This is a genomic window from Diaphorobacter ruginosibacter (assembly GCF_014395975.1).
In the GTDB taxonomy this organism is placed as follows: Bacteria; Pseudomonadota; Gammaproteobacteria; order Burkholderiales; family Burkholderiaceae_C; genus Diaphorobacter_A; species Diaphorobacter_A ruginosibacter.
Genome location: NZ_CP060714.1, coordinates 3,254,398 through 3,280,199, shown reverse-complemented (window position 1 = coordinate 3,280,199; position 25,802 = coordinate 3,254,398). Strand labels below are relative to the sequence as shown.

Here is a 25,802-nt window from a genome sequence, read left to right as displayed (position 1 = left end):
GTCTGGGGGCGGATGCACACGGCTCAGCGCCCGGTCCAGCCGCCCAGGTGTTCCTGGGCGATGGTGCTGAGCGCGCTGATCCATGCGTGGTTGTCGTTCAGGCACGGAATGTAGCGAAACTCCTTGCCGCCTGCATGCAGGAAGGCTTCTCGTGCCTCCTGGTTGATTTCCTCGAGCGTTTCGAGGCAGTCGCTGGTGAAGCCAGGGCACATCACGTCGACCCGGCCGATGCCTCGCCTTGCCATGTCGACCAGGGTGGGCTCGGTATAGGGTTCCAGCCATTTCGCCTTGCCGAAGCGCGACTGGAAGGTCAGCTGGTATTGCTCGTCGGGGAGACCGAGCTCCTCCGCCAGCAGGCGCGCGGTGGTGCGGCACTCGTCCGCATAGGGGTCACCCAGGGCCACGTTGCGCGCGGGAATGCCGTGAAAGCTCATCACCAGCCTGTCGGCTGGGCCGCCTTGCTGGCTCCAGTGCTTGCGCACGGTCTCGGCCAGGGCCTTGATGTAGGCGGGATGATCGTGGTAGCTGTTCACGAAACGCAGCTCGGGCATGCGGCGCTTCCTGGCAAGCCAGGCGTAGACCTCGTCGACGACGCTGGCCGTGGTGGTGCTGGAGTACTGGGGGTACAGGGGCAGCAGCAGCATGCGGTCCACCCCCTGGTCCTGAAGCGACTGCAATTGCGCCGCAAGGGCTGGATTGCCGTAGCGCATGGCATGCACGACCTGCACCGTGCGCAGGCCGGCCTCGCCAAGCCAGCCGCGCAGCATCACGGCCTGCCGGGCGGTCCAGACGGCGAGCGGCGATCCTTCCTTCATCCAGATCGAGGCGTACTTGGCCGCCGAACGGGCCGGGCGCGTGCGCAGGATGATGCCGTGCAGGATGGGCAGCCATGCGGCCCGGGGGATTTCCACCACGCGAGGGTCGCCGAGAAACTGTGCCAGGTAGCGCCTGAGCGCAGGTGCCGTGGGCGCGTCCGGCGTGCCCAGGTTGACAAGGACGACGGCGCAGTTCGAGGGAGCGGATTTCGCGACTTGGGAAGCTTGCATGCCCTGCATTGTCGCAGGCCGGAATGCCGTTGGGCGTACATGGGCACGGGGAAGGCTTCGTGGGTTATTCTTCCAAGGCTATGCCAGAGATCACATCACCGCAGCCCACGGCCTCAGGCGCCGTGGCCCATACGCTGGAGCTGGACCGTATCCAGGCCATCACCATCGACCTCGACGACACGCTGTGGCCCGTCTGGCCCACGATCACGCGTGCCGAGGAAGTGCTGGCCGATTGGTTGCGCGAGCACGCGCCGGCGACGGCGATCGCCTTTCCCGATCCGAAGTCGCTGCGCCGCATCCGCATGAAGGTGGAGGCGGAGCGCCCCGAACTGTTGCACGACCTGAGCGCCATGCGCCGCGAGTCCATCCGCGAGGCGTTGCTGCAATGCGGCGACGATCCTGCCCTGGCAGAGCCTGCGTTCGATGTGTTCTTCGAGGCGCGCCAGCAGGTCGTGCTGTTCGACGACGCACTCGAGACGCTGGAATTCCTGGCGGGCCGCTACCCCGTGGTGGCGCTCTCCAATGGCAATGCGGACATCCGACGGGTCGGCATCGACCGTTTCTTCAAGGCTGCCTTCAACGCCCGTGATTTCGGTGTGGGCAAGCCCGATGCACGCATCTTTCACGCCGCCGCGCAATCCGTGGGACAGGCACCCCAGGCAACGCTGCATGTGGGCGATGATGCGGCGCTTGACGTGCAGGGCGCCTTGAATGCAGGCATGCAGACCGCGTGGGTCAATATGGATGCCAGGCCCTGGACGCTGGACGTGCGTCCGCATGCCGCGGTGGGCACGCTCTCCGAGCTGTGCGCGTTGCTGCGCTGATGGGCTGACGCCGCCCATGGCGGCGCCACGACTTCAGCGCGCGAGAAAGTCGCGGATGGCGAACAGCGTCTCGTCGGGGGCCTCGGTCATCTGGTTGTGGCCGCTTGGCAGCTGCGCAACGCTGACCTGCTTGCCCGCTGCCTTCGCCGCGTCAATCAGGCCTTTCGCGGCCCTGGCGGGCGTCATCTGGTCTTCGGCGCCCAGCGCAAACAGCACAGGGCAGGCGAGGGCGGCCATGGCTGCATCGCCGCCGGCGTAGCTGTCGCAGGCCTTGAATCCGGTGTAGAGCAGGTTGGTGTCCTGGTTGCTTGCCAGCACCCGGCGACCCAGCGCCATGCCGCCACCGAAGACCCAGCTTCCCGCACCATGGGGGGGGGACAGCGTGGCGCGCGAGAACACATTGATCATGCGGATGGCCTGCTCGGGCGACTTCACCGCCGATTCGAGCAGCGCGGGAGAGACCTTCATCGGCGATGCGGTTCCCACCAGCACAAGGTGGCTCACGCGCTCCCCGAGCTGCGCCGCGGCCTGCATGGCAATCAGGCTGCCCCAGCTATGGCCGATGAGCGCGGCCTTCCGCAGGCCGGCCGCATCCATCAGCTGGCCGATGAACGTGGCGGCGTCCTCCACGGTTTGAGGCACCTTGCCGCCGCTCCTGCAGTGGCCCGGCAGGTCGATGGCCAGCACGTTCCAGCCGTGGTTGGCCAGGTAGCGGCTTTGCAGTGCCCACACGCTGTGGTCGCACAGCACGCCGTGGATGAAGATGGCCGTGGGCTTGGCGGCATCGAAAGGCTTGCCGCCGGTGTAGGCGTAAATCTGGGCGCCATGGACGTCGATGTGCATGCGCGGGTCTCCTCAATTTCTCGAAATGCGAATTCAGTGTCTGCAGGCGGGACGGTATGGGGCCGCAACAGGCTTACGCAGCCTTCTCGGCGGCCTTCAATGCGCGCTTCAGGTCGTCGATCAGGTCGTCTGCATCCTCGAGGCCGATCGACAGACGGATCGTGCCCTGGCCGATGCCGGCCTGTGCCAGAGCCTCGTCGGTCATGCGGAAGTGCGTGGTGCTGGCGGGATGGATCACGAGCGAGCGGCAGTCCCCCACATTGGCCAGGTGGCTGAAGACCTTGAGCGTCTCGATGAACTTTTTGCCCTGGTTGCGGTTGCCGTTGATGTCGAAGCTGAACACCGAGCCCGCGCCGCGCGGCAGCAGCTTCTGGGCGAGCGTGTACGACGAATGCGTCTCCAGCATCGGATGGCCTACGCGGCCCACGAGCGGATGGCTGGCAAGGAACTGCACCACTTTCTCGGTATTGCGCATGTGCTTTTCCATGCGCAGGGGCAGTGTCTCGATGCCCTGCAGGATCAACCAGGCGGTGTGCGGGCTCATGCAGGCGCCGAAATCGCGCAGGCCCTCGCGGCGGGCGCGCAGCAGGAAGGCGCCGGTCGTGCTTTCCTCGGTGAAGACCATGTTGTGGAAGCCGTCGTAGGGCTCGGTCAGCTCGGGGAATCGGCCGGATTTTTCCCAGTCGAAGCTGCCGCCGTCGACGACGATGCCGCCCACCACGGTGCCGTGGCCTGACAGGAACTTGGTGGCCGAGTGGTAGACGATGTCCGCGCCATGCTCGAAGGGCTTGATGAGCCAGGGCGAGGTGAGGGTGGAGTCCACCAGCAGCGGCACGCCCGCCTCATGTGCGATCTGCGAGACGGTCGGGATGTCGAGCACGTCGAGGCCCGGATTGCCCACGGTTTCGCCGAAGAACAGCTTGGTGTTGGGACGCACGGCGGCCTTCCAGCCGTCGATGTCGCCGGGCTTCACGAAGGTGGTCTCGATGCCGAAGCGCGCCAGGGTGTAGTGCAGCAGGTTCTGGCTGCCGCCATAAAGTGCCGTGCTCGCCACGATGTGGCTGCCCGCACCCATCAGCGTGGCGATCGAAAGGTGCAGCGCGGCCTGGCCACTGGCCACCGCGATCGCGCCCACGCCGCCTTCGAGTGCCGAGACACGTTGCTCCAGCACCGCGTTGGTCGGATTGCTGATACGGCTGTAGACATGGCCCGGGCGCTCCAGATTGAAGAGACTGGCCGCGTGGTCGCTCGACTCGAAGACGAACGATGTCGTCAGGTGGATCGGCACGGCGCGCGCGCCGGTGGCAGGATCGGGCTGCGTGCCGGCATGAAGCGACAGCGTATCGAAGCCGGGGTCGGAATATCCGGGCATTCATGTCTCCAAAGTGTTCAAACTGGCCGTCATTGTGGGCTATATTTCTGGAAGATTCGGCCAGCAGCCGCTCGTATGCGACACATATGCGTAGCAGGCCCTAAGGAGATACCCCATGAAAGTCAGCGATATCCTGCGTGTCAAAGGCAACACCCTCTACACCGTCACCCCCGACGAGCCCCTGGCGCGCGCAGTGGATGCCATGTCCGAGAAGGACATCGGCTCGCTGGTCGTGATGGAGCACGGTGACCTGGTGGGCATGCTCACCTTCCGTGAAGTGATCCAGGCGCTGGTGAAGAATGGCGGCAGCGTCGGCACCATGCTCGTGCGCAGCGCCATGGACGATGCGCCGCTCACCTGCACGCTGGAAACCGACATGGACGAGGTGCGTCGCATGATGCTCAACCGCCATGCCCGCTACATGCCGGTGATGGACAAGCGCATGCTGATGGGCGTGGTCAGCTTCTACGACGTGGCCAAGGCCGTCGTGGACAGCCAGAACTTCGAGAACAAGCTGCTCAAGGCCTATATCCGCGACTGGCCGGAGCAGAACCAGTCGGTCTGACCTTGCGTGACCGCGGGGTGGTCACGCGTGTTGACCGCCCCGCTCGTCCTAAGCCAAAGCTGCAGTTCATACGGGGGTGGCCTGCGGACCCGCGAAGGTTGGCCCGGTGCGTTTCCCCACCCACTGCATCAGGGCCTTGCGGGTCCATGAGGACAGGGGCACCTCCACTGCACGGTGGAACAGTGCGCCGGCAAGCACGCCGCACGCGAGGTGGATCGCGAAACCCACCCAGTCACGGACTCCCGCGTCACGGATATCCAGCCAGCTGGTGATCTGTGCAGCACCAAGAAAGCCCAGCTTGTGCGTGAGGTAGAGTGAGTAGGAAATCGTTCCCAGCCAGACCAGCGCCCGGTTCACGGGGAGCTGCAGCGTCTTGCTGGCGAGCGCGATCATCAGGAAGATGGCGAAGACCGTGAGTCCGCCGTATTCGATGGTGGGGCCGTAGAGCGTGGCCGTGTGCGTGGCGGGAATCGTGGCGAAGGCTGCGGCGGATGCCAGGATGAGGGCGATGGCGAGAGGCCGCGGCGGAGCGGACCACTGTGCGGTATAGAGCCACCCTGCGAAGAGGCCCAGCACGAACTCCCAGACCATCGGATTGACCACCAGGTTCAGGTAGTGGCTCAGAAGAATGGCCGGCTGGTGATAGAAGGACAGATTGACATCCTGCTGGAGCAGCGGATAGAGGACCAGGCCCGGCGCCAGCAGCGCGGCGACGATCCACCAGCGCCACCTGCGGGACAGTAGCGAGAGGCCGATCACGACGTAGAAGAAGGCCTCGAAGCACAGCGTCCATGCCACGCCGACCGGCAATCCAAAGAATTCCGACGCCTTGGGGCTGACGGGCCGGAATACCAGCTGGCTGGCCGTGCTCGCGACCTGCTCAAGCGGCAGTGCTCCTGCACGCCACCATGCCATGCCCAGGTAGACCATGCTCACCACGAAGAACAACGGCCAGATGCGTGCAAACCGCTTGATGCCGAATTCGGCCGCATAGCGGCGCGAACCGTCGCAGCCGCGCGTGGTGAGATACATGATGAAGCCGCTGATCACGAAGAACAGGTCGACCCCGAGCGCGCCATGGGCGAGGTAGTTCCATGCGATCTCGTTGTTGGACGCCTGCACCATGGTCCAGCCGGCGTGGGTGATGACGACAGAGAGTGCGGCAAAGCCGCGGAGAGCCTGCAACCAGTCAATGGTTGCCTCTGGCCTGGAAGTGCGCATGGACGTGGAGGGCTTTCGCGGGAGAGCAGTCGCCTCGGACCACTTGCGCAACAAGAGGGCGGCATCTGTCGCGCGGGGCGCGGCGGACGGCATCGGCAGGAAATCGATGCCGATCTTGGAAAGCAAGAAACAAGGGGCGCTACGAACGCTGTAACGGGTTGCCAGACCACGATCTGCATCGCGGCCCGGGCCCATTATCCATGCAAATTGTTACCGGGAAGCGGGGAAAGAGCTTCGTGGGAGTAGGGCAAACACCAGAGCAGGTTGTCGCCTTCAGCGAAACCGCACCATGCGCGAGGAGGGCAGGGGCTGCGCCTTGGCCGGGGCATTTTCGAGTTCGGCCTCGCCTGCGGCATAGATCGCACGGGGCCGGATCAGTTGCCCGCTTTCGGACTGTTCCCGGGCATGCGCGATCCAGCCCACGGTGCGTCCCAGTGCGAACAGCAGGAACGCCGCGCCCTGCGGCAGTCCCAGGCTGCGCTGCACGGCGACGAGCGCATAGTCCAGGCTGGGATGCAGCCCGGTCTGCTGAAGCACGGTTGCCGTCAGGCGACGTACGGCGGGCAGGGGCGGCATGGCGGCGATCAGTGCCATGCTGCGCGGATCACCATCGGGATAGAGCGGGTGGCCGAAGCCGGCGCAATAGCTGGGCGTGCTGCCGGTCTGGGTTTCGTGCAGCAGGCCTTGAAGATGCGGAGAGATCGGCGGCGGAGAACCGCTGTGTTCCTGCTGCCGATCGCCGCCGCCGTGCCACTCGTCCCAATGGGCATCGATCAGCTGCGTCATTCCTCCGTGCCGGGGGCCCGAAAGCGCTGCCAGGCCGGCGCCCAGGCTGGCATGCAGCTGCGCGCCCGTCGATGCCACCACGCGCACGGCAAAGGTCGAGGCATTGAGCTCATGGTCCGCGCACAGCACCAGCGCGCGGCGCAGCAGATCCGCCGCGTGGTCATCCAGTTTCCAGTGGCGCTGGAGGATGCGATGAACAGGCATGGAGCCCACGGCCGGCATGTCGTGCGGGAGGCCGAGCAGGGCCGCGCACATGCGATGCACCAGTGCCATGTTGCGCGCCATGTCCTGTGCCATCGAGGAGGCGCCGTCGGCCTGGGGCAGGACTCCGGGCTCCAGGCTCAGCCGGTGCCAGTGGCCCAGCACGGCCTCGGGTTCCGGCAGGCGGCCGGGGGGTACGGCCACCTGCGCATCCTGCTGGGGGCATGTGGGCGATTGCGGCATGTCGGCAGACGCGCATTGCCAGAGCAGGGCTGCGGTTTCCTCCAGTGTTGCGCGCTCCGCAAGCGCGACGGCATTCCGGCCCCGGTAGTGGAATTGTCCGTCCTTGACCAGCGTGATCGACGAAGGCAGCACGGCCTGTCCCCAGTCCAGGGCAGACTGGGCGACCTTGGACGGATTGCGGATGGCCGAACGCTGGCGTGCCAGCCGGGCCACGTCGGCCAGCATGTAGCTGCTGCCCCTGTGCTGCGGCAGGCGTTGCGCGCGCAGCAGTCCCCGGCTCACATAGCTGTAGAGGCTGGAGCGCTTCACGCCCAGCATGGACGCGGCCTGCTCCGCGGAAATCCATGGAGTCTCGGCCGGGTCGGCGGGGCCAGGGGCCGCCATGGGGGAAGAGCGGGTGGTCATCTCCGGTGGTTGGTGGTGAATGCGAGATGTGTCTGCCATGCATTATCCGGCGGGGCGATGCGCGATGCAGGCATTGATCGGCCCGATCAAGATTGACCCACCTGTCCACGGCTGCTGCAATGAACGCATTCCGAATGCACGTAGAACCTCATCCATGAACACATCTTTCCTTCCTGAACCGAAGACCGCACGGCAGGCTCTGAGCGAGCTCTGGCGTGATGCGCAGCTGCCCGATACCGCGCTTGAGCGTGTGACGCTGCTGGGGGCGGAGCACGGTTTCCCGAGTAGCTTCGCGGTAGGGGTGGCAACCCAGGCGGCGCAGGCAGCCGCCGCGCTGGCCGCCACCGAAATCGATCGCTTGCGATCACCCGGGGTCGAGGCGCAGTGCGTGAGCGTCGATGTGCAGCATGCGCTGGCCGAGGCCACGGGCTATTTCACGCTCGACGGCAAGCGGCCGGACATCTGGTCGCCCGTTTCCGGTCTCTACCCCTGCGGCGAGGGCATCGGGCGGACTGGGCATGTGCGCATCCATGCCAATTTCGCGCATCACCGCGACGGCGTGCTTCGCCTGCTGGGGTTGGCGGAGGGCGAACAGACCACGAAGGCGCAGGTGGCCGCGGCACTGCGAGGCTGGGATGCCATCGATTTCGAGACGCGGGCCACCGGCGCGGGCCTGGTGGTGGCGGCACTCCGATCCTCGCAGGCATGGCAGACCGGCGAGGTGCAACAGGCCATTGCCCTGCAACCCCTGGTGCGGATCACGCGTACGGCCGACGCACCGCCGCTGGCGTGGCCGGGCAAGACCGAAAGCGAGCGTCCCCTCGAAGGGCTGCGGATGCTCGACCTCACGCGCATCCTGGCGGGCCCTGTCGGTGCGCGCACGCTGGCTGCCTATGGTGCGGATGTGCTGATGATCAACTCGCCGCTGCTGCCCAACATCGAATCGATTGCCGACATGAGCCGGGGAAAGCGATCGGCGCTGCTCGATCTGCAGGCGTCATCCGATCGCACGCAGTTGCAGCGCCTGATAGCGGATGCGCATGTCTTCATCCAGGGCTACCGGCCCGGCAGCCTGGAGCGCATCGGGTTCGGCGTGGACGAAGTCGCGCGACTGCGCCCGGGCATCGTTCACGCCAGCCTCAGCGCCTATGGCCGCAGCGGCCCGTGGGCGGACAAGCGAGGGTTTGATTCGCTGGTCCAGACGGTGAGCGGCATCAACCGCGACGAGGCCGATGCGTTCGGCGAGACCACGCCGCGCGCCTTGCCCATGCAGACCCTCGACTTCTGCGCCGGGTTCCTGCTGGCCTTCGGTGTGCAGGCGGCGCTGTTACGGCAGGCAACGCAAGGCGGCAGCTGGCATGTGGAGGTGTCGCTGGCGCGTGTTGCGCAATGGCTCCGCAGCCTGGGACGCAGGCCGGTGCAGCCTTCGCCCGCGGCGGGTGCGCCGCAGGACCTGGTGGCTCCCTGGCTGCAGCGCAGCGAAAGTGGATTTGGCGCTCTGGAAGCCGTCAGCCACGCGGCGCTGCTTTCGCGAACGCCTGCGCGCTGGACGCGTCCTTCGATGCCGCCGGGCCATGACCTGCCGGCCTGGCTCTGAAGACCTCTCCGATCTGGAATGACGCTTGCCAGTTGCGCTGTACAAAGGGCGCTTGGACGATAATGCACGCCTTATGAGCGGCAACACACTTGGCACACTTTTCTGCGTCACCAACTTCGGTGAATCCCATGGACCGGCCGTCGGCTGCGTGATCGATGGATGCCCGCCGGGCATGAGCCTCACCGAGGCGGACATCCAGATCGACCTGGATCGCCGCCGTCCCGGCACCAGTCGCCATGTCACCCAGCGCAACGAGGCGGATGCGGTGGAGATCCTCTCGGGCGTCTACGAAGGCAAGACCACCGGGACGCCGATTGCGTTGCTGATCCGCAATACGGACCAGCGCAGCAAGGACTATTCGAACATCGCGCAGAGCTTTCGCCCCGGCCATGCGGACTACACGTATTTCCAGAAGTACGGCATTCGTGACCCCCGCGGCGGAGGCCGCTCGTCCGCGCGCCTGACCGCACCCACGGTGGCCGCGGGTGCGGTGGCCAAGAAATGGCTCAAGGAAAAGTACGGTGCGCAGTTCCGGGCCTGCATGACCCAGATCGGCGAGCTCGAGATTCCCTTCGAGAACTGGGATCACGTGCCGAACAACCCGTTCTTTGCTCCCGTTGCCGATGTGCAGGCCTACGAGGACTACATGGACCGGCTGCGCAAGTCGGGCGACTCCTGCGGCGCACGGGTGCGCGTGCAGGCCACGGGCGTGCCGGTGGGCCTGGGCGAGCCACTGTACGACAAGCTCGACGCCGACATCGCGCATGTGATGATGGGACTGAATGCGGTGAAGGCCGTGGAGATCGGTGCGGGTTTCGAGAGCATCGTGCAGCGTGGGACCACGCATGGCGATTCGCTCACGCCGCAGGGTTTCGAGACCAACAATGCCGGCGGCATCCTGGGCGGCATCAGTTCGGGGCAGGACATCGAGGTGACCATCGCCATCAAGCCGACCAGCTCCATCATCAGCCCGCGCAATTCGATCAACACGCTGGGCGAACCGGTGGAAGTGATCACCAAGGGCCGCCACGACCCCTGCGTGGGCATCCGTGCCGCGCCGATCGCCGAGGCGCTGCTGGCGCTGGTGATCATGGACCATGCGCTGCGTCATCGCGGCCAGTGCGGCGACGTGGATTCGGGGCTGGCTCCGATCGCCGCGTCCACCCGCTCGGTCTGATCCTGGTCCGGCTCCTGTCCTGGCCGCCGCGCCATGGGCAGGCCCGTTCTGCGTGAGGCGGCGTTCGTGGCCAGCATCCTGGCGCCCGACCCGGGGGTTCCGGCGCCGTGGCTGCGGACATTCAGCCTGAACGTGGCCACCAGCTGCGTCAGCGTGCCTGCCTGATGGCTCAGGCTGGCTGCCGCCGCCGCGCTCTGTTCGACCAGCGCGGCATTTTGCTGAGTCACCCGGTCCAGTTGCGCCACGGCATCGCTGATCTGCGAGATCCCCTCGCTTTGCTCCTGGCTGGCCGTGTTGATTTGTCCCACCAGCGCCGCCACGTCGCGGACCTGGGTGGTCAGGGTGCCGATCGTCTGCGTCGCTTCGTCCACCAGCTGCGCGCCATCACTCACTTCGGCAACGCTCTGGTTGATCAGGGCGCTGATCTCCTTGGCGGCGTCCGCGCTGCGCCCGGCCAGCGAACGCACCTCGCCGGCCACCACCGCGAAGCTGCGGCCATGCTCGCCTGCGCGTGCGGCTTCCACGGCCGCGTTCAATGCCAGGATATTGGTCTGGAAGGCAATGGTATCGATCACGTTGATGATGTCCGCTATCTTTGCCGAGCTGCCTGAAATGTGGGCCATGGTCCGGTTTACGCGCTGCATGGCTTCGCCGCCGTCGACCGCGGTCACGGAAGCGGCGGCCGCCAGTTGCTTGGCCTGGGCCGCGTTGGCGGAATTCTGCTGTACCGTCGCGGCCAGTTCCTCGAGGGAGGCTGCCGTCTGTTGCAGATTGCTGGCCTGTTCCTCGGTGCGGTGAGACAGGTCGTTGCTGCCCGCTGCGATCTGGGTTGATCCCGTCGACACCGATTCGCTGCTCTCGCGGATACGGCGAACAATCTGCGTCAGGTTGTCGTTCATGGCGGCAAGGGCACGCAGCAGGCGGGCGATTTCGTCATTACCAGTCACGTGGATCTGACCCGAAAGGTCGCCCCGAGCCACACGCTCGGCCACATGCACCGCGTGGTCCAGGCTGCCGGTGATCTTGCGGATGAGCATGAATGCCGCCACGAGACACGCCGCCAGCGAGACCAGCAGCGCCGCTCCGATCGCGGTCAGGGTGGCTTGCATGGCGGAGGCAGAATCCTCCGAGGTCTGGCGGCTGTTGACCAACTGCATGTCGGAAATGCTCTCCATGCCCGCCAGGATGCTCACCATCAGCGGGGTGAGCACGGACTCCTTGAGTGCGGCGGCTTCCTGCACGGAGCCTGCCTGCAGCTTCTCGATCATCTCCGATATGACGATGTTGGCCTGTCGTTGCAGCGGCTGGATCTTGTCCACCGCCACCTGCTCGTTTGGAAAGAGCCGGGTCTGGAGGAATGCGCTCCAGCTCCTGTTGGCCCGGTCGCGGCCTTCTGCGATCAGCGCGGCGCCTTCTGCAGGGCTGATGGAATTGGCGATCACCCTGTCCAGGGGCACCAGCACGCCGTCGCTGTATCCCGATGCCGCTTCGCTCATCTGCCTGAGCGGCATCACCTGGTTCTCGTGCACGCTCGCCAGACTGTCGTTGGCTGCCTGAAGCTGCTGGAACAGGACCGCTGAAACGACGGCCAATACGACAAGCAGGCTGAGGACGAGCAGCCAGAGCCTGCTCTTGATGGATAGGTGGGTCATATGGATCGATGCTGGGCAGAGGACGGCTTGACGTAGGCGCTACCACGACTCATTCGGCACACGGATGGCAAGCCTTACGTTAAAGCAAGTGCCAGTGCGCGTCTATCGATATCTTTTGGGGTGGTTTGGGTTTGCAATAGCTGTGTTCCCTCGCGTCATGTGGGCCGGGAGGGGACGGAGGATAGGGCGTGCAGACATGCCACCCGAGGTGAGAGGGACACCGTCACCGGGCCTTCGAGGAGGTCCGTTGCTTCGCGATGAAGCCTGTGTCTTCTCTTCTTACTTCTGCGGCCTGACTTCATCCACCAGGGCACGGAAGTCATCGATGTCCTCGAAGCTCCGGTACACGCTGGCAAAGCGGATGTAGGCCACCTTGTCGAGCTTCTTGAGCTCGCGCATCACCAGCTCGCCGAGGCGGGCGGAGAGGACTTCGCGCTGCCCGAGGTTGAGCAGCTTTTCCTCGATGCGCTCGATGGCGGCATCGATCTGCTCCACACTCACCGGTCGCTTGCGCAGCGCGAGCTTGAAGGATCCGTGCAGCTTCTGGTGGTCGAATTCCACGCGCCTGCCGTCTTTCTTGACGATGGCGGGGAAATTGACCTCGGGCCGTTCATAGGTGGTAAAGCGCTTGTCGCACGCGCCGCAGCGGCGGCGGCGGCGTATGAAATCCCCGTCTTCGGACACACGGGTTTCCGCAACCTGGGTTTCCGGGTGGCCGCAGAAGGGGCATTTCATGGGATGGCTCCGCAGGTAGACCGGAAATCAGCGGTAGACCGGGAAGCGCGAGGTCAGTGCGTGAACCTTCTCGCGAACGGCGGCGATGTTCGCCTCGTCGCGCGGGTTGTCCAGCACGTCGGCGATCAGGTTGGCCGTGATGCGGGCTTCTTCTTCCTTGAAGCCGCGCGTGGTCATGGCGGGCGAGCCGATGCGGATGCCGCTGGTGACCATCGGCTTTTCCGGATCGTTCGGGATCGAGTTCTTGTTGATGGTCATGTGGGCGGCGCCCAGCACGGCTTCGGCCTCCTTGCCGGTGATGCCCTTGGCGCGCAGGTCGACCAGCATGACGTGGCTTTGCGTGCCGCCGCTGATGATGCGCAGGCCGCGCTTCGTCAGCGTCTCGGCGATCACTTGCGCGTTCAGCTTCACCTGGCGTGCATATTCCTTGAACTCGGGCGACAGCGCTTCCTTGAAGGCCACGGCCTTGGCAGCGATCACATGCATCAGCGGGCCACCCTGCAAGCCGGGGAACACGGCGCTGTTGATGGCCTTCTCATGCTCGGCCTTCATCAGGATCACGCCGCCGCGCGGGCCGCGCAGGCTCTTGTGCGTGGTGGTGGTCACCACGTCGGCGTGCGGAACCGGGTTGGGGTACTGGCCGCCGGCGATCAGGCCGGCATAGTGGGCCATGTCCACCATGAAGATCGCACCGATTTCCTTGGCGACCTTGGCGAAACGGGCGAAGTCGATCTCGAGCGAATAGGCGCTGGCACCGGCCACGATCAGCTTGGGGCGGTGCTCGCGGGCGAGCGCTTCCATCTTGTCGTAGTCGATCTCTTCCTTCTCGTTGAGGCCGTAGGACACAACGTTGAACCACTTGCCGGACATGTTGAGCGGCATGCCGTGCGTCAGGTGACCGCCTTCGGCCAGGCTCATCCCCATGATGGTGTCGCCGGGCTTGAGGAAGGCGAGGAACACGGCTTCGTTGGCCGAGGCACCGCAATGCGGCTGCACGTTGGCGGCATCGGCGCCGAACAGTTCCTTCACGCGGTCGATCGCCAGCTTCTCGGCGATGTCCACGTATTCGCATCCGCCGTAGTAGCGCTTGCCTGGATAGCCTTCGGCGTACTTGTTGGTGAGCTGCGTGCCCTGGGCCCACATCGCCGCCGGCGAAGCGTAGTTTTCGCTGGCGATCAGCTCGATGTGCTCTTCCTGGCGCTTGTTTTCGGCCTGGATGGCTGCAAAGAGTTCGGGATCGGTCTGTTCGACAAGAATATTGCGTTGATACATGGCAGTCCTATGCATTGGAAGTCCCTTGGCCGTCGACATTGACGACAAGGGCTGCCCAGGCGAACGGCGGAACGCAGCAGGCCCTCACAACGATCAACTCACTAACCCATGGCCTGTGCGGCACGCTCCCCAGTGGTTTGCAGAAGGGACTTGCCTCCCGACATGATCCACGTCAGCGGCGAGGCGCGTCTCGAACGTCTGCCTCGCGCCTATCGCCAGTCGCGTACTCCGCTAGTGTAACTGACTGGGCAGAGGCGATCAGGATGTCAGTGGGCCAGCATGGCCACTTTTTCGGAGGTGGGAGCGGGGGTGTCGGAAGTGGCCGTGGAAGGCGCCGCTTCGGCAGATGCTGCTGCGGCAGCGGGCAACGCGGCCTTGGTCGCTACCACGGGGGGCGTGGCCACGGGTTTGGCCACCGGCAGCGGGGCGGGGGTCACGTTGGTGGTCGGGATCGATTGGCCGTTGGCCACCTGGCGCAGGCGGAAGTGCTCGGCCAGCACCTTGGTGGAATAGCCACCGTCGTCAGGCAGGTTGGCCGCACCCACGTAGTAGCGCAGGCCGCCCTCGAGCGAACCCGCGCGGGAGATGCACTCCTGCAGCACCTTCACGCCGACGCGCATGTTGGTGATGGGGTCGAACGCTGCCAGGTTGCCACCGAAATCGTCGTACTTGTCGTTGTGCACGCGGGTCATGACCTGCATGAGGCCCTGGGCGCCCACGGAACTTTGGGCAAACGGATTGAAGCTCGACTCGACCGCCATGATGGCGAGGATCAGCGTGGGGTCGAGCTTGGTGCGCGCGCCGATGGAATAAGCCTCGGAGACCAGGGCGGCAATGGGCTCGGGCGCCACGCGGTACTTCTTGCTCAGCCAGAAGGCCACCTTGGCCTGCTCGCGGGGCAGCTCCTTGGGATTGGCCGCGGTTGCGCGATCGACGGCACCAGGTTCCACCGGGAAGCCGATGACGGCGACATGGCGGTCATGCAGCCAGGTACGCAGGCGATCTTCTCCCATGCTGCGCAGGTCAGGGCGGGCTGCCAGCGTGATGCAGGCAAAGGCCACGGCGAGGCCGATGAGCGCGAAGCTGCTGTGGGTGAGCTCCATGAAACCGTCCACGACGTCTGAGCCAAATGTCCGAATGCCGGCGAGCACTGATCCTGAAGCTGTCACAGCTTTTCCTTTCTCGAGTTGAAGAGATCCTGAGTCGAGGATGGGCGTCGTCATCACGCGCATCCTTGCCAGGCTTCTTCGCCTGGATGGGGGTCAAGTTCGAATCTGGCTCGCACGCATCGTGGGTGGGCGAGGAAAGATGAACTGACACAAAGCCGCTGTCAGCAGCATGTAGTCGGGTTGGGGTAAACCCGTTTTTTTGTGAATGGCGGATTCTAGGAGGTCTCTAAATTCTAGGTCAATACTAAAAAACACGTTTGTTAGAATGAAATTGTCTATAAAAATATGTGTTTATCCACAGTTTTGCTGGATTCAAGGGGCTCGCAAGGCGAAAAATGGCCTGAGGCAACAAGTGGCGAAAATCGTGCAAAAACGAAACCATCAATCAATAACGATCTTCAATTGAGATAAACATCTGGCACGTTCCAGGCTGCAGGAGTAACGTTGTTCCTGCCTGCTTGAATGCATGGCATCGCTGAAAAGACTCCTAAGCGTTCTTGTGCAAGGCATGCAGTGCCACCTTGAAAGTACGGAGTTTTTGCAGCCCCCATGAGGGCAATACCTTGTCCTCTGCACGTTGGGACGCAACTCTCCCGGCGAGCAAAAAGGTGGCAGAGGGCCGTTGTGTCCGCCATCGAGCCCGGAGATTGGTGACGCCAGCCTCCGGGCTTACTTTTTGGGGCGCTTCCTCGGGCTGGTGTGCAGCCCCGATGCTCTCACCCATTGCCTTGAGCCCTGGAGCCGTGAAAAGGCGCTGTACATCGGGGATCCGCCCGACTTTTGCGCTTGTTTACAAAACAAGAGGCGCGTTTTCTGATGCAATCCCGTTATCGCATAAGAAAGCGTTAAGAGAGTGTCCAAATCTCCTGCTCAAATTTTCCGCTCCCACAAGTGGGTTCGACGTGTCGTCTGGCTGCTGGCGGCCATCCTGCTGCTGGGGGTGATTTCATGGCTGGCCGTGCCGCCCTTGCTTCGCAGCAATGTCGAGAAGTACGGCTCCGAGTTCCTCGGGCGGCAGGTCAAGGTGGGGGAGGTGCAGTTCAAGCCCTGGGCGCTGCAGCTCACGGTTCGTGATGTATCGATCGCCAGCGCGGATGGCGCCGCGAGGCAACTGGAGATCGGCCGCATATATATAGATGCCGCTGTGCAATCCCTGTGGAAGCTGGCGCCCGTGCTGGATGCCGTCGAGGTCGATGCGCCGCGCCTGCGCGTGGCCCATGTGGCCGAGGGCCGGTTCGATTTCGACGACATCCTCAAGCGCATCGAGGCGCAGCCCAAGTCGGAGAAGAAGGGCGATCCCCAGCATTTCGCGCTCTACAACATCGTGCTGCGCGATGGTTCTATGGAGTTCGACGACCGTGTGGTGGACCGCAAGCAGGAGCTGAGCAAGCTCGAGCTCGCCATTCCCTTCCTGAGCAATCTCGACGCGGATCGCGCAGTGAAGGTCACGCCACGCCTGGCGTTCGCGCTCAATGGCAGCCCGTTCGAGTCGACGGCGCAGGCCACGCCGTTTGCGGACAACCGCAAGGCGGATGCGAACTTTCGCATCGACGGCTTCGATCTGGCGCCCTTTGCCGCCTATATTCCCGCGTCCATTCCGGTGCGCCTGCAGTCGGGTCTGCTGGATGCCGACCTGAAGCTGGTGTTCGAGCAGAAGGCGCAGGCCGAAGTGGGTGTGAGCGGCATGCTCGCGCTGCGTGACGTGAAGGTGGCGGATGCCCAGGCGGAGTCCCTGGTCGCGTTCGAAAAGCTGGACGTGGCACTGGCGGACGCGCAGCCGCTCAAGGGCCTGGTGCATGTGTCGTCGGTGCAATGGCAGGGCCCGCATCTTGCGCTGCGGCGTGATCGCGAGGGCAATCTGGTGCTGCCGGGCATGGGGGCTTCCGCTTCCGCGCCTGATTCCTCCACGCCCGCCCCTGCATCCACGGACGCGGGTGAGCGGGCCAAGGATGACAAACCGGCACGGGCTGCGTGGAATGTGCGGGTCGATGCGTTTGGCCTGCAGGGAGGCTCGGTGGACTGGCGCGACCAGGCTGTGGCCGGGGAGGCTGCGCACCTTGCACTGCAGAATCTGGAAATCGGCGCGAAGGCCATCCTCTGGCCGATGAAGCAGCCCGTGGTGTTCACGGGCAAGACGGAAATCACGCCGGTCGATGCGAAAGGCGCAGTGGCCAAGAGCCCGGCCACGCTGGGCTTCGACGGCAGCGCCGATCTGGAGCAGGCCAAGGTCGCGGCCAGCCTGCGTGCCCTGCCGCTCGACTGGGCCGCGCCGTATCTGCGCGGTGCCATCGTGCCGCTGCTGGGAGGGCAGCTTGACGCCGACGTGGGCATTGCCCGCAATGGCGACCGTCTGGTGGCCGGCGTGGGCGAGGGCAGGCTGCGCAATGTCGCCCTGACCTGTGCGACTGCCGGTGATCGCTGCCGAACGCTGGCGGCCGCGGGTGTGCCCGGAGCGCAGCGCAACACGCTGGTCGAACTGGGCGAGCTGGAGCTGAAGGACACGCTTGTCGATCTCGCGCGCCGCGAAGTCCGTCTGGGCAGGTTGGCGCTGGCCCAGCCCAGGCTGTATGTCGAGCGTGCCCAGGACGGCCGCCTCATGTACGAGGACTGGCTGGTGGCCTCCAAATCCGCTGCGTCCCCATCGACCGCGGATGCCGGAGGTGCCGCATGGACTGTGGCTCTGGGTGAGGTCGACCTGAAGGACGGCGCTGTTGTCGTGCGCGACGCGGTCAATGCACAGCCGATGCTCCTGCGCGTGAACGCGCTGCAGGCCAATGTGCGCGATGTCGGTTTTCCGGCGAAGAAGGGTGGCGTTTTTCCCGTGAAGGTGTCGGCGCGCGTCGCCGGCTCCGGGCGTGCCGAGCCGGGCAGCCTGCGCTACGACGGCAATGTCGGGCTCGAGCCCCTGGCCGTGAATGGCAAGGTTCAGGCCACGGCATTGCCGTTGCACGTGGCTCAGCCCTATCTGCCCAAGGACCTGAATCTGCGCCTGCTCCGGGCGGACGGCAGCTTCAATGGCGACGTGAAGGTCTTGATGGGGGAGAAGGGCCCCACGGCGTCGGTCAAGGGCCATCTCTCGCTCGATGATGTGCGCGTGCGCAGCGCCGATGCGGCCGACACGGCCACGAAGGGGTTGGCGACGGGACGCGATGCGCAGGATCTGCTCAACTGGAAGACGCTGGGCCTCAAGGGGCTGGCGGTGGAGGTGGTGCCCGACAGGCCGCTGTCCGTCGACGTGCAGGAAACCACGCTGAGCGACTTCTTTGCCCGCGTGATCATTCAGGAGAATGGCCGCATCAACCTGCAGGATCTGCAAGGCAGGCCCGTGACGGAGGAGGGCAAGGCAGTCGATGCCGCCGCGCAGGCCTCCGCACCGGCGGCCTCACAGGATGCCGGGAAACAGGTCGCGCAGGTGGTGCCTCCCGTTCAGGCGCCTGATCCGATGGCACCCGTCATCCGCTTCGGTCCGGTGAACATCGTGCGTGGCGCGATGTATTTCACGGACCATTTCGTGAAGCCGAACTATTCGACTGATCTGACGGAACTCAATGGCCGCCTGAGCGCATTCTCGTCGGTCCGACCGGCGGGAGCCGAGAGCTACGACATGGCGGACCTGCAACTCAGCGGCAAGGCCGAGGGCACCGCTGCCGTCGAGGTGTCCGGCAAGATCAATCCTCTGGCGAAGCCGCTGGCGCTGGATATCCGGGCGCGCATGCGCGACCTGGAACTGCCGCCGCTCTCTCCCTACAGCATCAAGTATGCGGGGCACGGCATCGAGCGCGGCAAGCTCAGCATGGACGTGGCCTACAAGATCGATCCGAACGGCCAGCTCACGGCCAGCAACAAGCTGGTTCTGAACCAGCTGGCCTTTGGCGACGAGGTCAAGGGCGCGCCTGCCAGCCTTCCCGTGCGCCTCGCGGTGGCGCTGCTGGCGGACCGCAATGGCGTGATCGATGTGGACCTGCCCATCAGCGGCTCGCTCAACGATCCCCAGTTCAGCCTCGGAGGGGTGATCCTCAAGGTCATCGGCAATCTCATCATGAAGGCGGTCACCGCGCCTTTCTCGCTGCTGGCCAACGCCTTCGGCGGCAGCGACGAGCAGGGGGGCGTGCCATTCGAGGCAGGCAGCGCCGAACTGGGCACTGCGGCGCGAGAGAACCTCGACAAGATCGCCACATCGCTGATCGACCGTCCCGCGATCAAGATGACCGTGGTGGGCTGGGCCGATCCGGAGGCGGAGAAGGAGGCGATCAAGCGCCAGCGCCTGAACGAGATGGTGCTCGCGCAGAAGCGTCGCAAGGCGTCGCGCGATGGCGAGGATGCCGCTGGCGTGACGGTGGTCGAGCCGGCGGAGTATTCCTCCCTGCTCAAGGACACCTATAAGCGCGCGGACATCAAGAAGCCGCGCAACATGGTGGGGCTTGCCAAGGACCTGCCGGATGCCGAGATGGAGTCTCTGTTGCTTGCCAACATACAGTTGCAGGACAATGCAGCCCAGGAGCTCGCCTTGCGGCGCGGCGTGGCGGTGCGGGATTACCTTGCCAGCCGCAAGGTGCCGATCGATCGTCTGTTTGTCGGCGCGGGCAAGCTCCATACCGAGGCTGCTGCAGAATCCACATGGTCGCCCAAGGCCGAACTGACGCTGGCAGCGCAGTGATTTTTATGATTTATTGACGCCATCGGCCACCCGGAGACGGACTCCTGAAATGGTTTCCCGGGAGGGTCGGGCGAAAACCGGGTCAAAATAGCGGTTTGGCGAAACTTTGCCGGCATGTGCCGCGGCCGGAAGGCCGGCCGCAGCGCTTTGCCTCATTCATATCCAATAGGTTTCATGTTCCCCTTTTCTTCTCGCAACAAAATGTCTGACGCACCCGAAGCGGCACCGACGCCCGCCAAAGCCAGTGAACCGCATCCGCTTGATGCGCTGACGGGTGGCGCCTTTTCCGCTGCAACGTCCGGAGAGCGCGCATCGCGCATTCGCGAGTGGCTGGCGTCGCAGCCCGCGCCGGAGCAATTGCAGGAAGTGTTCAAGGAGTTGAGCGCACGCGACAAGGGTGCTGCCCGTGCCGTGCGCGAGCGTCTCGACGAAATCAAGCGCATGCAGGGCCAGGAAGCCATCGCGGCGGAATGGGCGGACAAGGCATCGAAGCTGCTGGCGGCCACGCGCCTGTCCATCGCCGACGCCCTGGCGTGGCAGCGCGATGCGGCCAAGGCCGGCGCACCGCTCTCGCGCGAGCCGCTCTCGTTGCTCAAGACGCAGATCGCGGATCGCGTGAAGGTCATCGAAGACCTGCAGCATCGCGTGCAGGTCCAGCGCGAGACGGCCGTGCTGCTGGCGCAGCGCATCGAGGTGCTGTCCACCAAGTCGTTCCGCGATGCGGAGGCGGCGCTCGAAGGCCTTACCACCGACGTGGGTCGCTGGCAGGAACATGCCGGCGAGCTGACCTCCGATACGTCGTGGGCCAGCGTCGAGGCGCGTTTCCCGCCCATGCTCGAGAGTTCGGGCACGCAGTTGCTCGCCGTCTGGGATGCTTTCCAGTCTGCGCTGAAGCAGACGGTGGCTGCGGCCGCCAGCGCAGAGGCCCCATTGCCTCCGGTGCCCGTCTGGGCTGACGAAATCCGTGCGGCGCGCGGCCTGCCCACCGAGGCGGAGACCGCCGCCAAGGCGGCCAAGGTCGCTCAGGAGGCCGCCAAGCCCAAGGTCGATCCCGAGGTGCGCAAGAAGGCGCAGGCCGCGGTTCGCGAAGCGCTGGCGAAGCTCGAGACCGAAACCAAGGAAGGCCATGGCAAGGCCAGCATTGGCGCGGCTGCCGCGCTGCGGGCCGTGCTCAAGACCCATGGCCGCCATGTCGAGGGCGAACTGGAGCAGCAGGTGAATGCCGCTCTGATCGCAGCGGGCGAACTCGAGGGCTGGCAGCGCTGGAGCGCAGACCAGGTCCGCGAAGACCTGGTCAACCGTGCGGAGGCGCTGCTCAAGCGCCCCGAAGGCCAGGAGCTTGGTGGCCGCAAGATGCAGGAAACCCTGCGCCAGCTGCGCGAGCAGTGGAAGCAGTCCGATCAGGGCGCTCCTGCCAATCACGCGCTGTGGAAGCGGTTCGACGAGGCGTGCAACACCGCGCACAAGGTGGTGGAAGGCTGGCTCGACAAGGTGCGAGCCGAGGCCGCGGAGCACAAGGGTGCCCGCGTTGCACTGATCGACGAGCTCAAGGCATGGGCTCAGGAGCACGCTGCGTCGCAGGACTGGAAGGCGCTCAGCCGTGGCCTGCACCAGTTCAGTGAACGTTGGCGCAATGGCGGCCATGTGAGCGAAAAGGTGTTTGCCGAGCTGCAGCCGCTGTGGAAGCAGACGCTGGCCGAGGCCTCCAAACCGCTCGAAACCGCGCAGAAGCTGAGCCTTGACCGTCGCCAGGCGATGATCAACGAATCCGCCGAGCTGAGCGCGCAGGTGCCCCTGCGCATCGATGCCGTGAAGGCGCTGCAACAGCGCTGGCAGGCAGAGGCGCAAGCCGTGCCGCTGGACCGCAAGCGCGAACAGAAGCTGTGGGATGCGTTCCGCAAGCCAATCGACGATGCCTTCCAGCGCAAGAGCGCCGACCGTGACCGCCAGACAGCCCAGGTCAGCGCGCGTGACAAGGCCGTGCTGGATGCTGCCAAGGCGCTCGAGGTGGCCAATGCCACTGGCGACGCTCAGGCGATCCGCACCGCAATCGAAACACTGGAGGCTGCGATCAGGCAGCAATCTGCCGAGGCGTCTGCGGCTTCTGCAGCATCCGCCGAGCCTGCACCTGCGGCTGCTCTGGATGCCGGCGCAGCTGAGGCGGCAGACTCTGAAACCGTCGCGCCGGAAGACGGCGAGGCCAAGCCCGTGGCGGCCAAGCCTGCACGTCCCGTCATCGCGGTTCGCGGTGACGACCGTCCGGGTGCCAACAAGCCTGCACCTGCAGCACAGGGTGCGGCCGCCCGTGGTCCTCGCCAGGGTGATCGCAACGACCGAGGCGGCCGTGGGGATCGCGGCGGCGACCGTACGGGCGGCCGTGGCGAGGGACGCTTCGGCCGGGATGGCCGCGATGGTCGTGATCGCGGCGATGCGCCGCGCGCACCGCGCCTTGGCGACTCTGCATTCCGTGCGCAGCGCGACGCGATGGACCATGCACAGAACGCACTGCGCAAGCTGGCCGCACAGGCGCATGGCGAAACGCTGACGCGCCTGCTGTCCGCATGGGAAGGCCGTGACGCGGAAAAGCTGCCGACGGTTCAGGAACTGGGCCGGGTACAGCCCGCCGTGCGCGCTGCGTGGGCACAGGCGCTGGGTGGCGGGGCCAAGCCGGTCGATGGCAATGCGCTGCTGCGCCTGGAAATCGCGGCCGATGTGCCGACACCTGCCGATCAACTGACCGCACGCCGCGCCTACCAGCTGCAACTGCTCACGCGTCGCAATGACCCCTCGCCACAGGAGACCTGGGGCAAGGATGTCGCGAGCGTGCTCAGTGCCGCAAGCGACGAGGCAACGGCGCGTCGTCTGCAGAATGCGCTGAAGGTGCTGCTGAAGAAATAAGGCGCGCCGATCTGGTGCCCGCCCACGCCCTGCATGAAAGTGCAGGGCGTTTTTTCATGCCTGCAGGGGAGGGGCTGCTGAGAACCTGTACGTGTCGTATGGCGCATAGACGACCGGAGGAGTGGCAGGTGCGTGTGCGCCTGCACAAACAAAAAACCCGATCACACATGTGCATGATCGGGTTTCGGTGTTTGGTGCCCAGGAGAGGACTCGAACCTCCACGATGTTACTCGCTAGTACCTGAAACTAGTGCGTCTACCAATTCCGCCACCTGGGCTTTCAGGGAAGCTGAAATTATAGCGTGATTTTTCGGGGTGGCTGGAAAAATTGCAGATTTTTTGAAATGCCTTTTCGGTGGCTTGATCCGCCTGCCGTCGCGGATCGACTCAGAGACCTGCGATGGGTAGGCTGCATCGGTCTTTCGACGCGCCAAACGAAAAACCCGATCACGCAATGCATGATCGGGTTTTTGTGTTTGGTGCCCAGGAGAGGACTCGAACCTCCACGATGTTACTCGCTAGTACCTGAAACTAGTGCGTCTACCAATTCCGCCACCTGGGCTTATAAAGCGTCTGCTATTGTAATTTAACTTTTGAGCTCAAAAATCAAATCCGCAAACTTTCTTTGATCTTCACTTCTTGCGAAGCAGAGCAAAGTTTTCCAGAGAAACAAAAAAGCCGCTTCACTTTCAGCGGCCTGCCGTCCGAAGTCGTTAAACTTGGTGCCCAGGAGAGGACTCGAACCTCCACGATGTTACTCGCTAGTACCTGAAACTAGTGCGTCTACCAATTCCGCCACCTGGGCATCTCAGGAAAGATTTAGATTGTATATCAAAAAAATGCACTCGCAGCCGTTTCCCTCAAATCCGCTGGAAGAGATCGAAGGAACCGTGCAGGGACACCGTGATGGCCACGGCTTCGTGATTCGTGATGATGGCGAGCCGGACATCTACATTCCCGCAAACGAGATGCGAGCGGTTCTGCACCGGGACCGCGTGCGGGTGCGCATTGCGCGGCTCGACAAGCGCGGGAGGCCCGAAGGCCGTGTCCTGGAGATCGTGGAGCGCCCGCACCACCCCGTCATCGGTCGGCTGCTCAACGAGAGCGGCGTGTGGCTGGTCGCGCCCGAGGACAAGCGCTATGGCCAGGACGTCCTGATTCCCAAGGGTGCAACGGGTACGGCCAAGCCCGGCCAGGTCGTGGTGGTCGAACTGACGGAGCCGCCTGCGCTCTACGGCCAGCCGGTCGGCCGCGTGACCGAGGTGCTGGGCGAGGTGGATGATCCCGGCATGGAGATCGAGATCGCGGTGCGCAAGTATGGCGTGCCGCACGAGTTCTCGCAGCAATGCCTTGCCGAGGCCAAGGCCCTGCCCGAGAAGGTGCGGGCGCAGGACAAGCGCCGCCGTGTCGACCTGACCGATGTTCCGCTGGTCACCATCGATGGCGAGGATGCGCGCGATTTTGATGATGCCGTGTACTGCGAACCGGCCAAGGTGGGGCGTTCCAAGGGGTGGCGCCTGCTGGTGGCCATTGCCGACGTAAGCCACTACGTCGAAAACGGCAACGCGATCGATGTGGATGCCTACGAACGTGCGACCAGCGTGTATTTCCCGCGCCGCGTGATTCCCATGCTGCCGGAAAAGCTCTCGAACGGCCTGTGCTCGCTGAATCCTGAGGTCGATCGCCTGTGCATGGTCTGCGACATGCTGATCACGGCCGATGGAGAGATCCACGCCTACCAGTTCTATCCGGCCGTGATGTGGAGCCATGCGCGCTTCACGTACACGGAGGTCGCGGCCATCCTGGGCAACACGCGCGGCCCGGAAGCCGCGCGGCGCAAGGATCGCGTGCAGGACCTGTTGAACCTGCACGGTGTCTATACCTCGCTGCTCGGATCGCGCCAGCGCCGGGGCGCGGTCGATTTCGAGACCACGGAAACCCAGATCGTCTGCGACGAGAACGGCCGCATCGAGAAGATCGTGCCGCGCGTGCGCAACCAGGCGCACCGCCTGATCGAGGAGGCGATGCTGGCGGCCAACGTCTGCAGTGCCGATTTCATCCAGCAGTCGAAGCGCCCGGGCCTGTTCCGCGTGCATGATGGCCCGACGCCCGAGAAGGTCGAGATCCTGCGTGCCTACCTCAAGGCCCTCGGGGTGGGACTGACGATCAGCGACGAGCCGAAGACGGCCGAGTTCCAGATGATCGCCAACGCGACGAAGGATCGCCCGGACGCCCAGCAGATCCACACCATGCTGCTGCGATCGATGCAGCAGGCGATCTATTCGCCCTACAACAGCGGCCACTTCGGGCTGGCGTTCGAGGCCTACACGCACTTCACCAGCCCGATCCGGCGCTACCCCGATCTGCTGGTCCACCGCGTGATCAAGTCGATCCTGAACAACACCAAGTACAAGCTGCCCACGCTGCCGGAGCAGGGCGAGGCGTACGACAAGCTGGTCAAGCGGCTGGCCGGGCGCGTGAAGGAGCCCGAACTCAAGCCGCTGTCGATGTCCGCGCGCCGCGAGCTCGAGGCCTGGGAGGCCGCGGGCCTGCATTGCAGCGCCAACGAGCGCCGCGCCGATGAGGCCAGCCGCGATGTGGAGGCCTGGCTCAAGTGCCGCTACATGCGCGAGCACCTGGGCGAGGAATACAGCGGCGTCGTCACCGCGGTCACCACCTTCGGCGTGTTCGTCACGCTCGATGAGCTCTATGTGGAAGGACTGGTGCACATCACCGAGCTGGGTGGCGAATACTTCAAGTTCGACGAGGTGCGCCAGGAACTGCGCGGCGAGCGCACGGGCATCCGCTATGCCATTGGCGCACGGGTGCGGGTGCAGGTCAGCCGCGTGGACCTGGATGGCCGCAAGATCGACTTCCGTCTCGTGCTCGACGATCTCGAGCTTTCCGCTGCGACATCGGCCCGGCAGCGCACCAACGTGGGGCATACTGCGCGCTCCGCACCGCGAGGAGCCACGCGCCCCGAGGACATGGCCCGCGCACGCGAGAAGGATATGCCCCGCGCCGGAAAGGCCGGTCATGCCAAGGATGGCAAGCAGGACAAGTCCGCGCGGGCGGCCAAGCCGATCAGCAAGAAGGGATCGCGCAAGGCAGCCGGCAAGGGACGCAAGTCCCCGCGCTGA

General features: G+C 64.8%; 16 protein-coding genes and 3 tRNA genes. 7 read left to right on the top strand and 12 right to left on the bottom strand.

Going from position 1 to position 25,802, the window contains the following annotated elements; translation table 11 throughout:
* Nucleotides 1-23 precede the first annotated feature (23 nt).
* Nucleotides 24-1,046 carry a ferrochelatase gene (hemH, locus tag H9K76_RS14920; protein ID WP_246475041.1) on the bottom strand — a complete coding sequence of 341 codons (1,023 nt, stop codon included), beginning with the start codon at nt 1,044-1,046 and terminating at the stop codon, nt 24-26.
* An 80-nt stretch (nt 1,047-1,126) separates the two neighbouring features.
* Here hemH and H9K76_RS14915 point away from each other — a divergent pair, with 80 nt between their 5' ends.
* The gene (locus H9K76_RS14915; RefSeq protein ID WP_187596156.1) at nt 1,127-1,870 is read left to right on the top strand and encodes an HAD family hydrolase; all 744 of its coding nucleotides are present in this window, start codon (nt 1,127-1,129) and stop codon (nt 1,868-1,870) included.
* A 33-nt stretch (nt 1,871-1,903) separates the two neighbouring features.
* Here the strand turns inward: H9K76_RS14915 and H9K76_RS14910 are convergent, their stop codons facing one another.
* Both H9K76_RS14910 and H9K76_RS14905 read right to left on the bottom strand, forming a co-directional pair.
* Nucleotides 1,904-2,713 carry an alpha/beta fold hydrolase gene (locus tag H9K76_RS14910; RefSeq protein WP_187596155.1) on the bottom strand — a complete coding sequence of 270 codons (810 nt, stop codon included), beginning with the start codon at nt 2,711-2,713 and terminating at the stop codon, nt 1,904-1,906.
* Between the two features lie 73 nt (nt 2,714-2,786).
* The gene (locus H9K76_RS14905) at nt 2,787-4,085 is read right to left on the bottom strand and encodes an O-acetylhomoserine aminocarboxypropyltransferase (protein WP_187596154.1); all 1,299 of its coding nucleotides are present in this window, start codon (nt 4,083-4,085) and stop codon (nt 2,787-2,789) included.
* 115 nt (nt 4,086-4,200) lie between these two features.
* On the opposite strand from H9K76_RS14905, the gene H9K76_RS14900 reads away from it, so the two are divergent.
* Nucleotides 4,201-4,650: a CBS domain-containing protein gene (locus H9K76_RS14900; RefSeq protein ID WP_187596153.1), complete on the top strand. Its 450-nt coding sequence runs from the start codon at nt 4,201-4,203 to the stop codon at nt 4,648-4,650.
* A 66-nt stretch (nt 4,651-4,716) separates the two neighbouring features.
* On the opposite strand, the gene H9K76_RS14895 is transcribed toward H9K76_RS14900, so the two are convergent.
* Nucleotides 4,717-5,835, bottom strand: coding sequence for an acyltransferase family protein (locus tag H9K76_RS14895; protein WP_187596152.1), 1,119 nt, complete (start codon nt 5,833-5,835; stop codon nt 4,717-4,719).
* A gap of 309 nt (nt 5,836-6,144) precedes the next feature.
* On the bottom strand, nt 6,145-7,545 hold the full coding sequence (locus H9K76_RS14890; RefSeq protein WP_246475040.1) for a citrate synthase family protein: 1,401 nt from the start codon (nt 7,543-7,545) through the stop codon (nt 6,145-6,147).
* A gap of 115 nt (nt 7,546-7,660) precedes the next feature.
* Between H9K76_RS14890 and H9K76_RS14885 the strand changes: the two genes are divergently transcribed.
* Both H9K76_RS14885 and aroC read left to right on the top strand, forming a co-directional pair.
* Nucleotides 7,661-9,103, top strand: a complete 1,443-nt coding sequence (locus H9K76_RS14885; protein ID WP_187596151.1) for a CoA transferase — start codon at nt 7,661-7,663, stop codon at nt 9,101-9,103.
* A gap of 73 nt (nt 9,104-9,176) precedes the next feature.
* Nucleotides 9,177-10,280, top strand: coding sequence for a chorismate synthase (gene aroC, locus H9K76_RS14880; RefSeq protein WP_187596150.1), 1,104 nt, complete (start codon nt 9,177-9,179; stop codon nt 10,278-10,280).
* Here aroC and H9K76_RS14875 read toward each other — a convergent pair.
* The 4 genes from H9K76_RS14875 to H9K76_RS14860 all read right to left on the bottom strand — a co-directional run bounded on the left by H9K76_RS14875 (nt 10,211) and on the right by H9K76_RS14860 (nt 15,108).
* Nucleotides 10,211-11,932, bottom strand: a complete 1,722-nt coding sequence (locus H9K76_RS14875; RefSeq protein WP_187596149.1) for a methyl-accepting chemotaxis protein — start codon at nt 11,930-11,932, stop codon at nt 10,211-10,213. The two genes, aroC and H9K76_RS14875, sit on opposite strands and share 70 nt — an antisense overlap.
* Nucleotides 11,933-12,211: 279 nt before the next feature.
* The gene (gene nrdR, locus H9K76_RS14870) at nt 12,212-12,667 is read right to left on the bottom strand and encodes a transcriptional regulator NrdR (RefSeq protein ID WP_187596148.1); all 456 of its coding nucleotides are present in this window, start codon (nt 12,665-12,667) and stop codon (nt 12,212-12,214) included.
* Nucleotides 12,668-12,694: 27 nt separating this feature from the next.
* Nucleotides 12,695-13,939, bottom strand: coding sequence for a serine hydroxymethyltransferase (gene glyA / locus H9K76_RS14865; RefSeq protein ID WP_187596147.1), 1,245 nt, complete (start codon nt 13,937-13,939; stop codon nt 12,695-12,697).
* Between the two features lie 266 nt (nt 13,940-14,205).
* Nucleotides 14,206-15,108, bottom strand: a complete 903-nt coding sequence (locus H9K76_RS14860) for a lytic transglycosylase domain-containing protein (RefSeq protein WP_187596146.1) — start codon at nt 15,106-15,108, stop codon at nt 14,206-14,208.
* Nucleotides 15,109-15,961: 853 nt separating this feature from the next.
* Between H9K76_RS14860 and H9K76_RS14855 the strand changes: the two genes are divergently transcribed.
* Nucleotides 15,962-19,765: a DUF748 domain-containing protein gene (locus H9K76_RS14855; protein WP_246475039.1), complete on the top strand. Its 3,804-nt coding sequence runs from the start codon at nt 15,962-15,964 to the stop codon at nt 19,763-19,765.
* Nucleotides 19,766-19,966: 201 nt separating this feature from the next.
* Nucleotides 19,967-22,663: a DUF349 domain-containing protein gene (locus H9K76_RS14850; RefSeq protein WP_246475038.1), complete on the top strand. Its 2,697-nt coding sequence runs from the start codon at nt 19,967-19,969 to the stop codon at nt 22,661-22,663.
* Nucleotides 22,664-22,855: 192 nt separating this feature from the next.
* On the opposite strand, the gene H9K76_RS14845 is transcribed toward H9K76_RS14850, so the two are convergent.
* The 3 genes from H9K76_RS14845 to H9K76_RS14835 all read right to left on the bottom strand — a co-directional run bounded on the left by H9K76_RS14845 (nt 22,856) and on the right by H9K76_RS14835 (nt 23,467).
* A tRNA-Leu gene (locus H9K76_RS14845) sits at nt 22,856-22,940 on the bottom strand.
* 199 nt (nt 22,941-23,139) lie between these two features.
* Nucleotides 23,140-23,224 (bottom strand) — tRNA-Leu (locus H9K76_RS14840).
* Nucleotides 23,225-23,382: 158 nt separating this feature from the next.
* A tRNA-Leu gene (locus H9K76_RS14835) sits at nt 23,383-23,467 on the bottom strand.
* A 34-nt stretch (nt 23,468-23,501) separates the two neighbouring features.
* On the opposite strand from H9K76_RS14835, the gene rnr reads away from it, so the two are divergent.
* Nucleotides 23,502-25,802 carry a ribonuclease R gene (gene rnr / locus H9K76_RS14830; RefSeq protein WP_187600658.1) on the top strand — a complete coding sequence of 767 codons (2,301 nt, stop codon included), beginning with the start codon at nt 23,502-23,504 and terminating at the stop codon, nt 25,800-25,802.

Coding starts and splice junctions, on each gene's coding strand:
- glyA (WP_187596147.1), bottom strand. CDS start 13,939: ATGTATCAACGCAATATTCTTGTCGAACAGACCGATCCCGAACTCTTT.
- H9K76_RS14900 (WP_187596153.1), top strand. CDS start 4,201: ATGAAAGTCAGCGATATCCTGCGTGTCAAAGGCAACACCCTCTACACC.
- H9K76_RS14850 (WP_246475038.1), top strand. CDS start 19,967: ATGTCTGACGCACCCGAAGCGGCACCGACGCCCGCCAAAGCCAGTGAA.
- H9K76_RS14915 (WP_187596156.1), top strand. CDS start 1,127: ATGCCAGAGATCACATCACCGCAGCCCACGGCCTCAGGCGCCGTGGCC.
- H9K76_RS14890 (WP_246475040.1), bottom strand. CDS start 7,545: ATGGCAGACACATCTCGCATTCACCACCAACCACCGGAGATGACCACC.
- rnr (WP_187600658.1), top strand. CDS start 23,502: ATGCACTCGCAGCCGTTTCCCTCAAATCCGCTGGAAGAGATCGAAGGA.
- H9K76_RS14875 (WP_187596149.1), bottom strand. CDS start 11,932: ATGACCCACCTATCCATCAAGAGCAGGCTCTGGCTGCTCGTCCTCAGC.
- aroC (WP_187596150.1), top strand. CDS start 9,177: ATGAGCGGCAACACACTTGGCACACTTTTCTGCGTCACCAACTTCGGT.
- H9K76_RS14910 (WP_187596155.1), bottom strand. CDS start 2,713: ATGCACATCGACGTCCATGGCGCCCAGATTTACGCCTACACCGGCGGC.
- hemH (WP_246475041.1), bottom strand. CDS start 1,046: ATGCAAGCTTCCCAAGTCGCGAAATCCGCTCCCTCGAACTGCGCCGTC.
- nrdR (WP_187596148.1), bottom strand. CDS start 12,667: ATGAAATGCCCCTTCTGCGGCCACCCGGAAACCCAGGTTGCGGAAACC.
- H9K76_RS14905 (WP_187596154.1), bottom strand. CDS start 4,085: ATGCCCGGATATTCCGACCCCGGCTTCGATACGCTGTCGCTTCATGCC.
- H9K76_RS14885 (WP_187596151.1), top strand. CDS start 7,661: ATGAACACATCTTTCCTTCCTGAACCGAAGACCGCACGGCAGGCTCTG.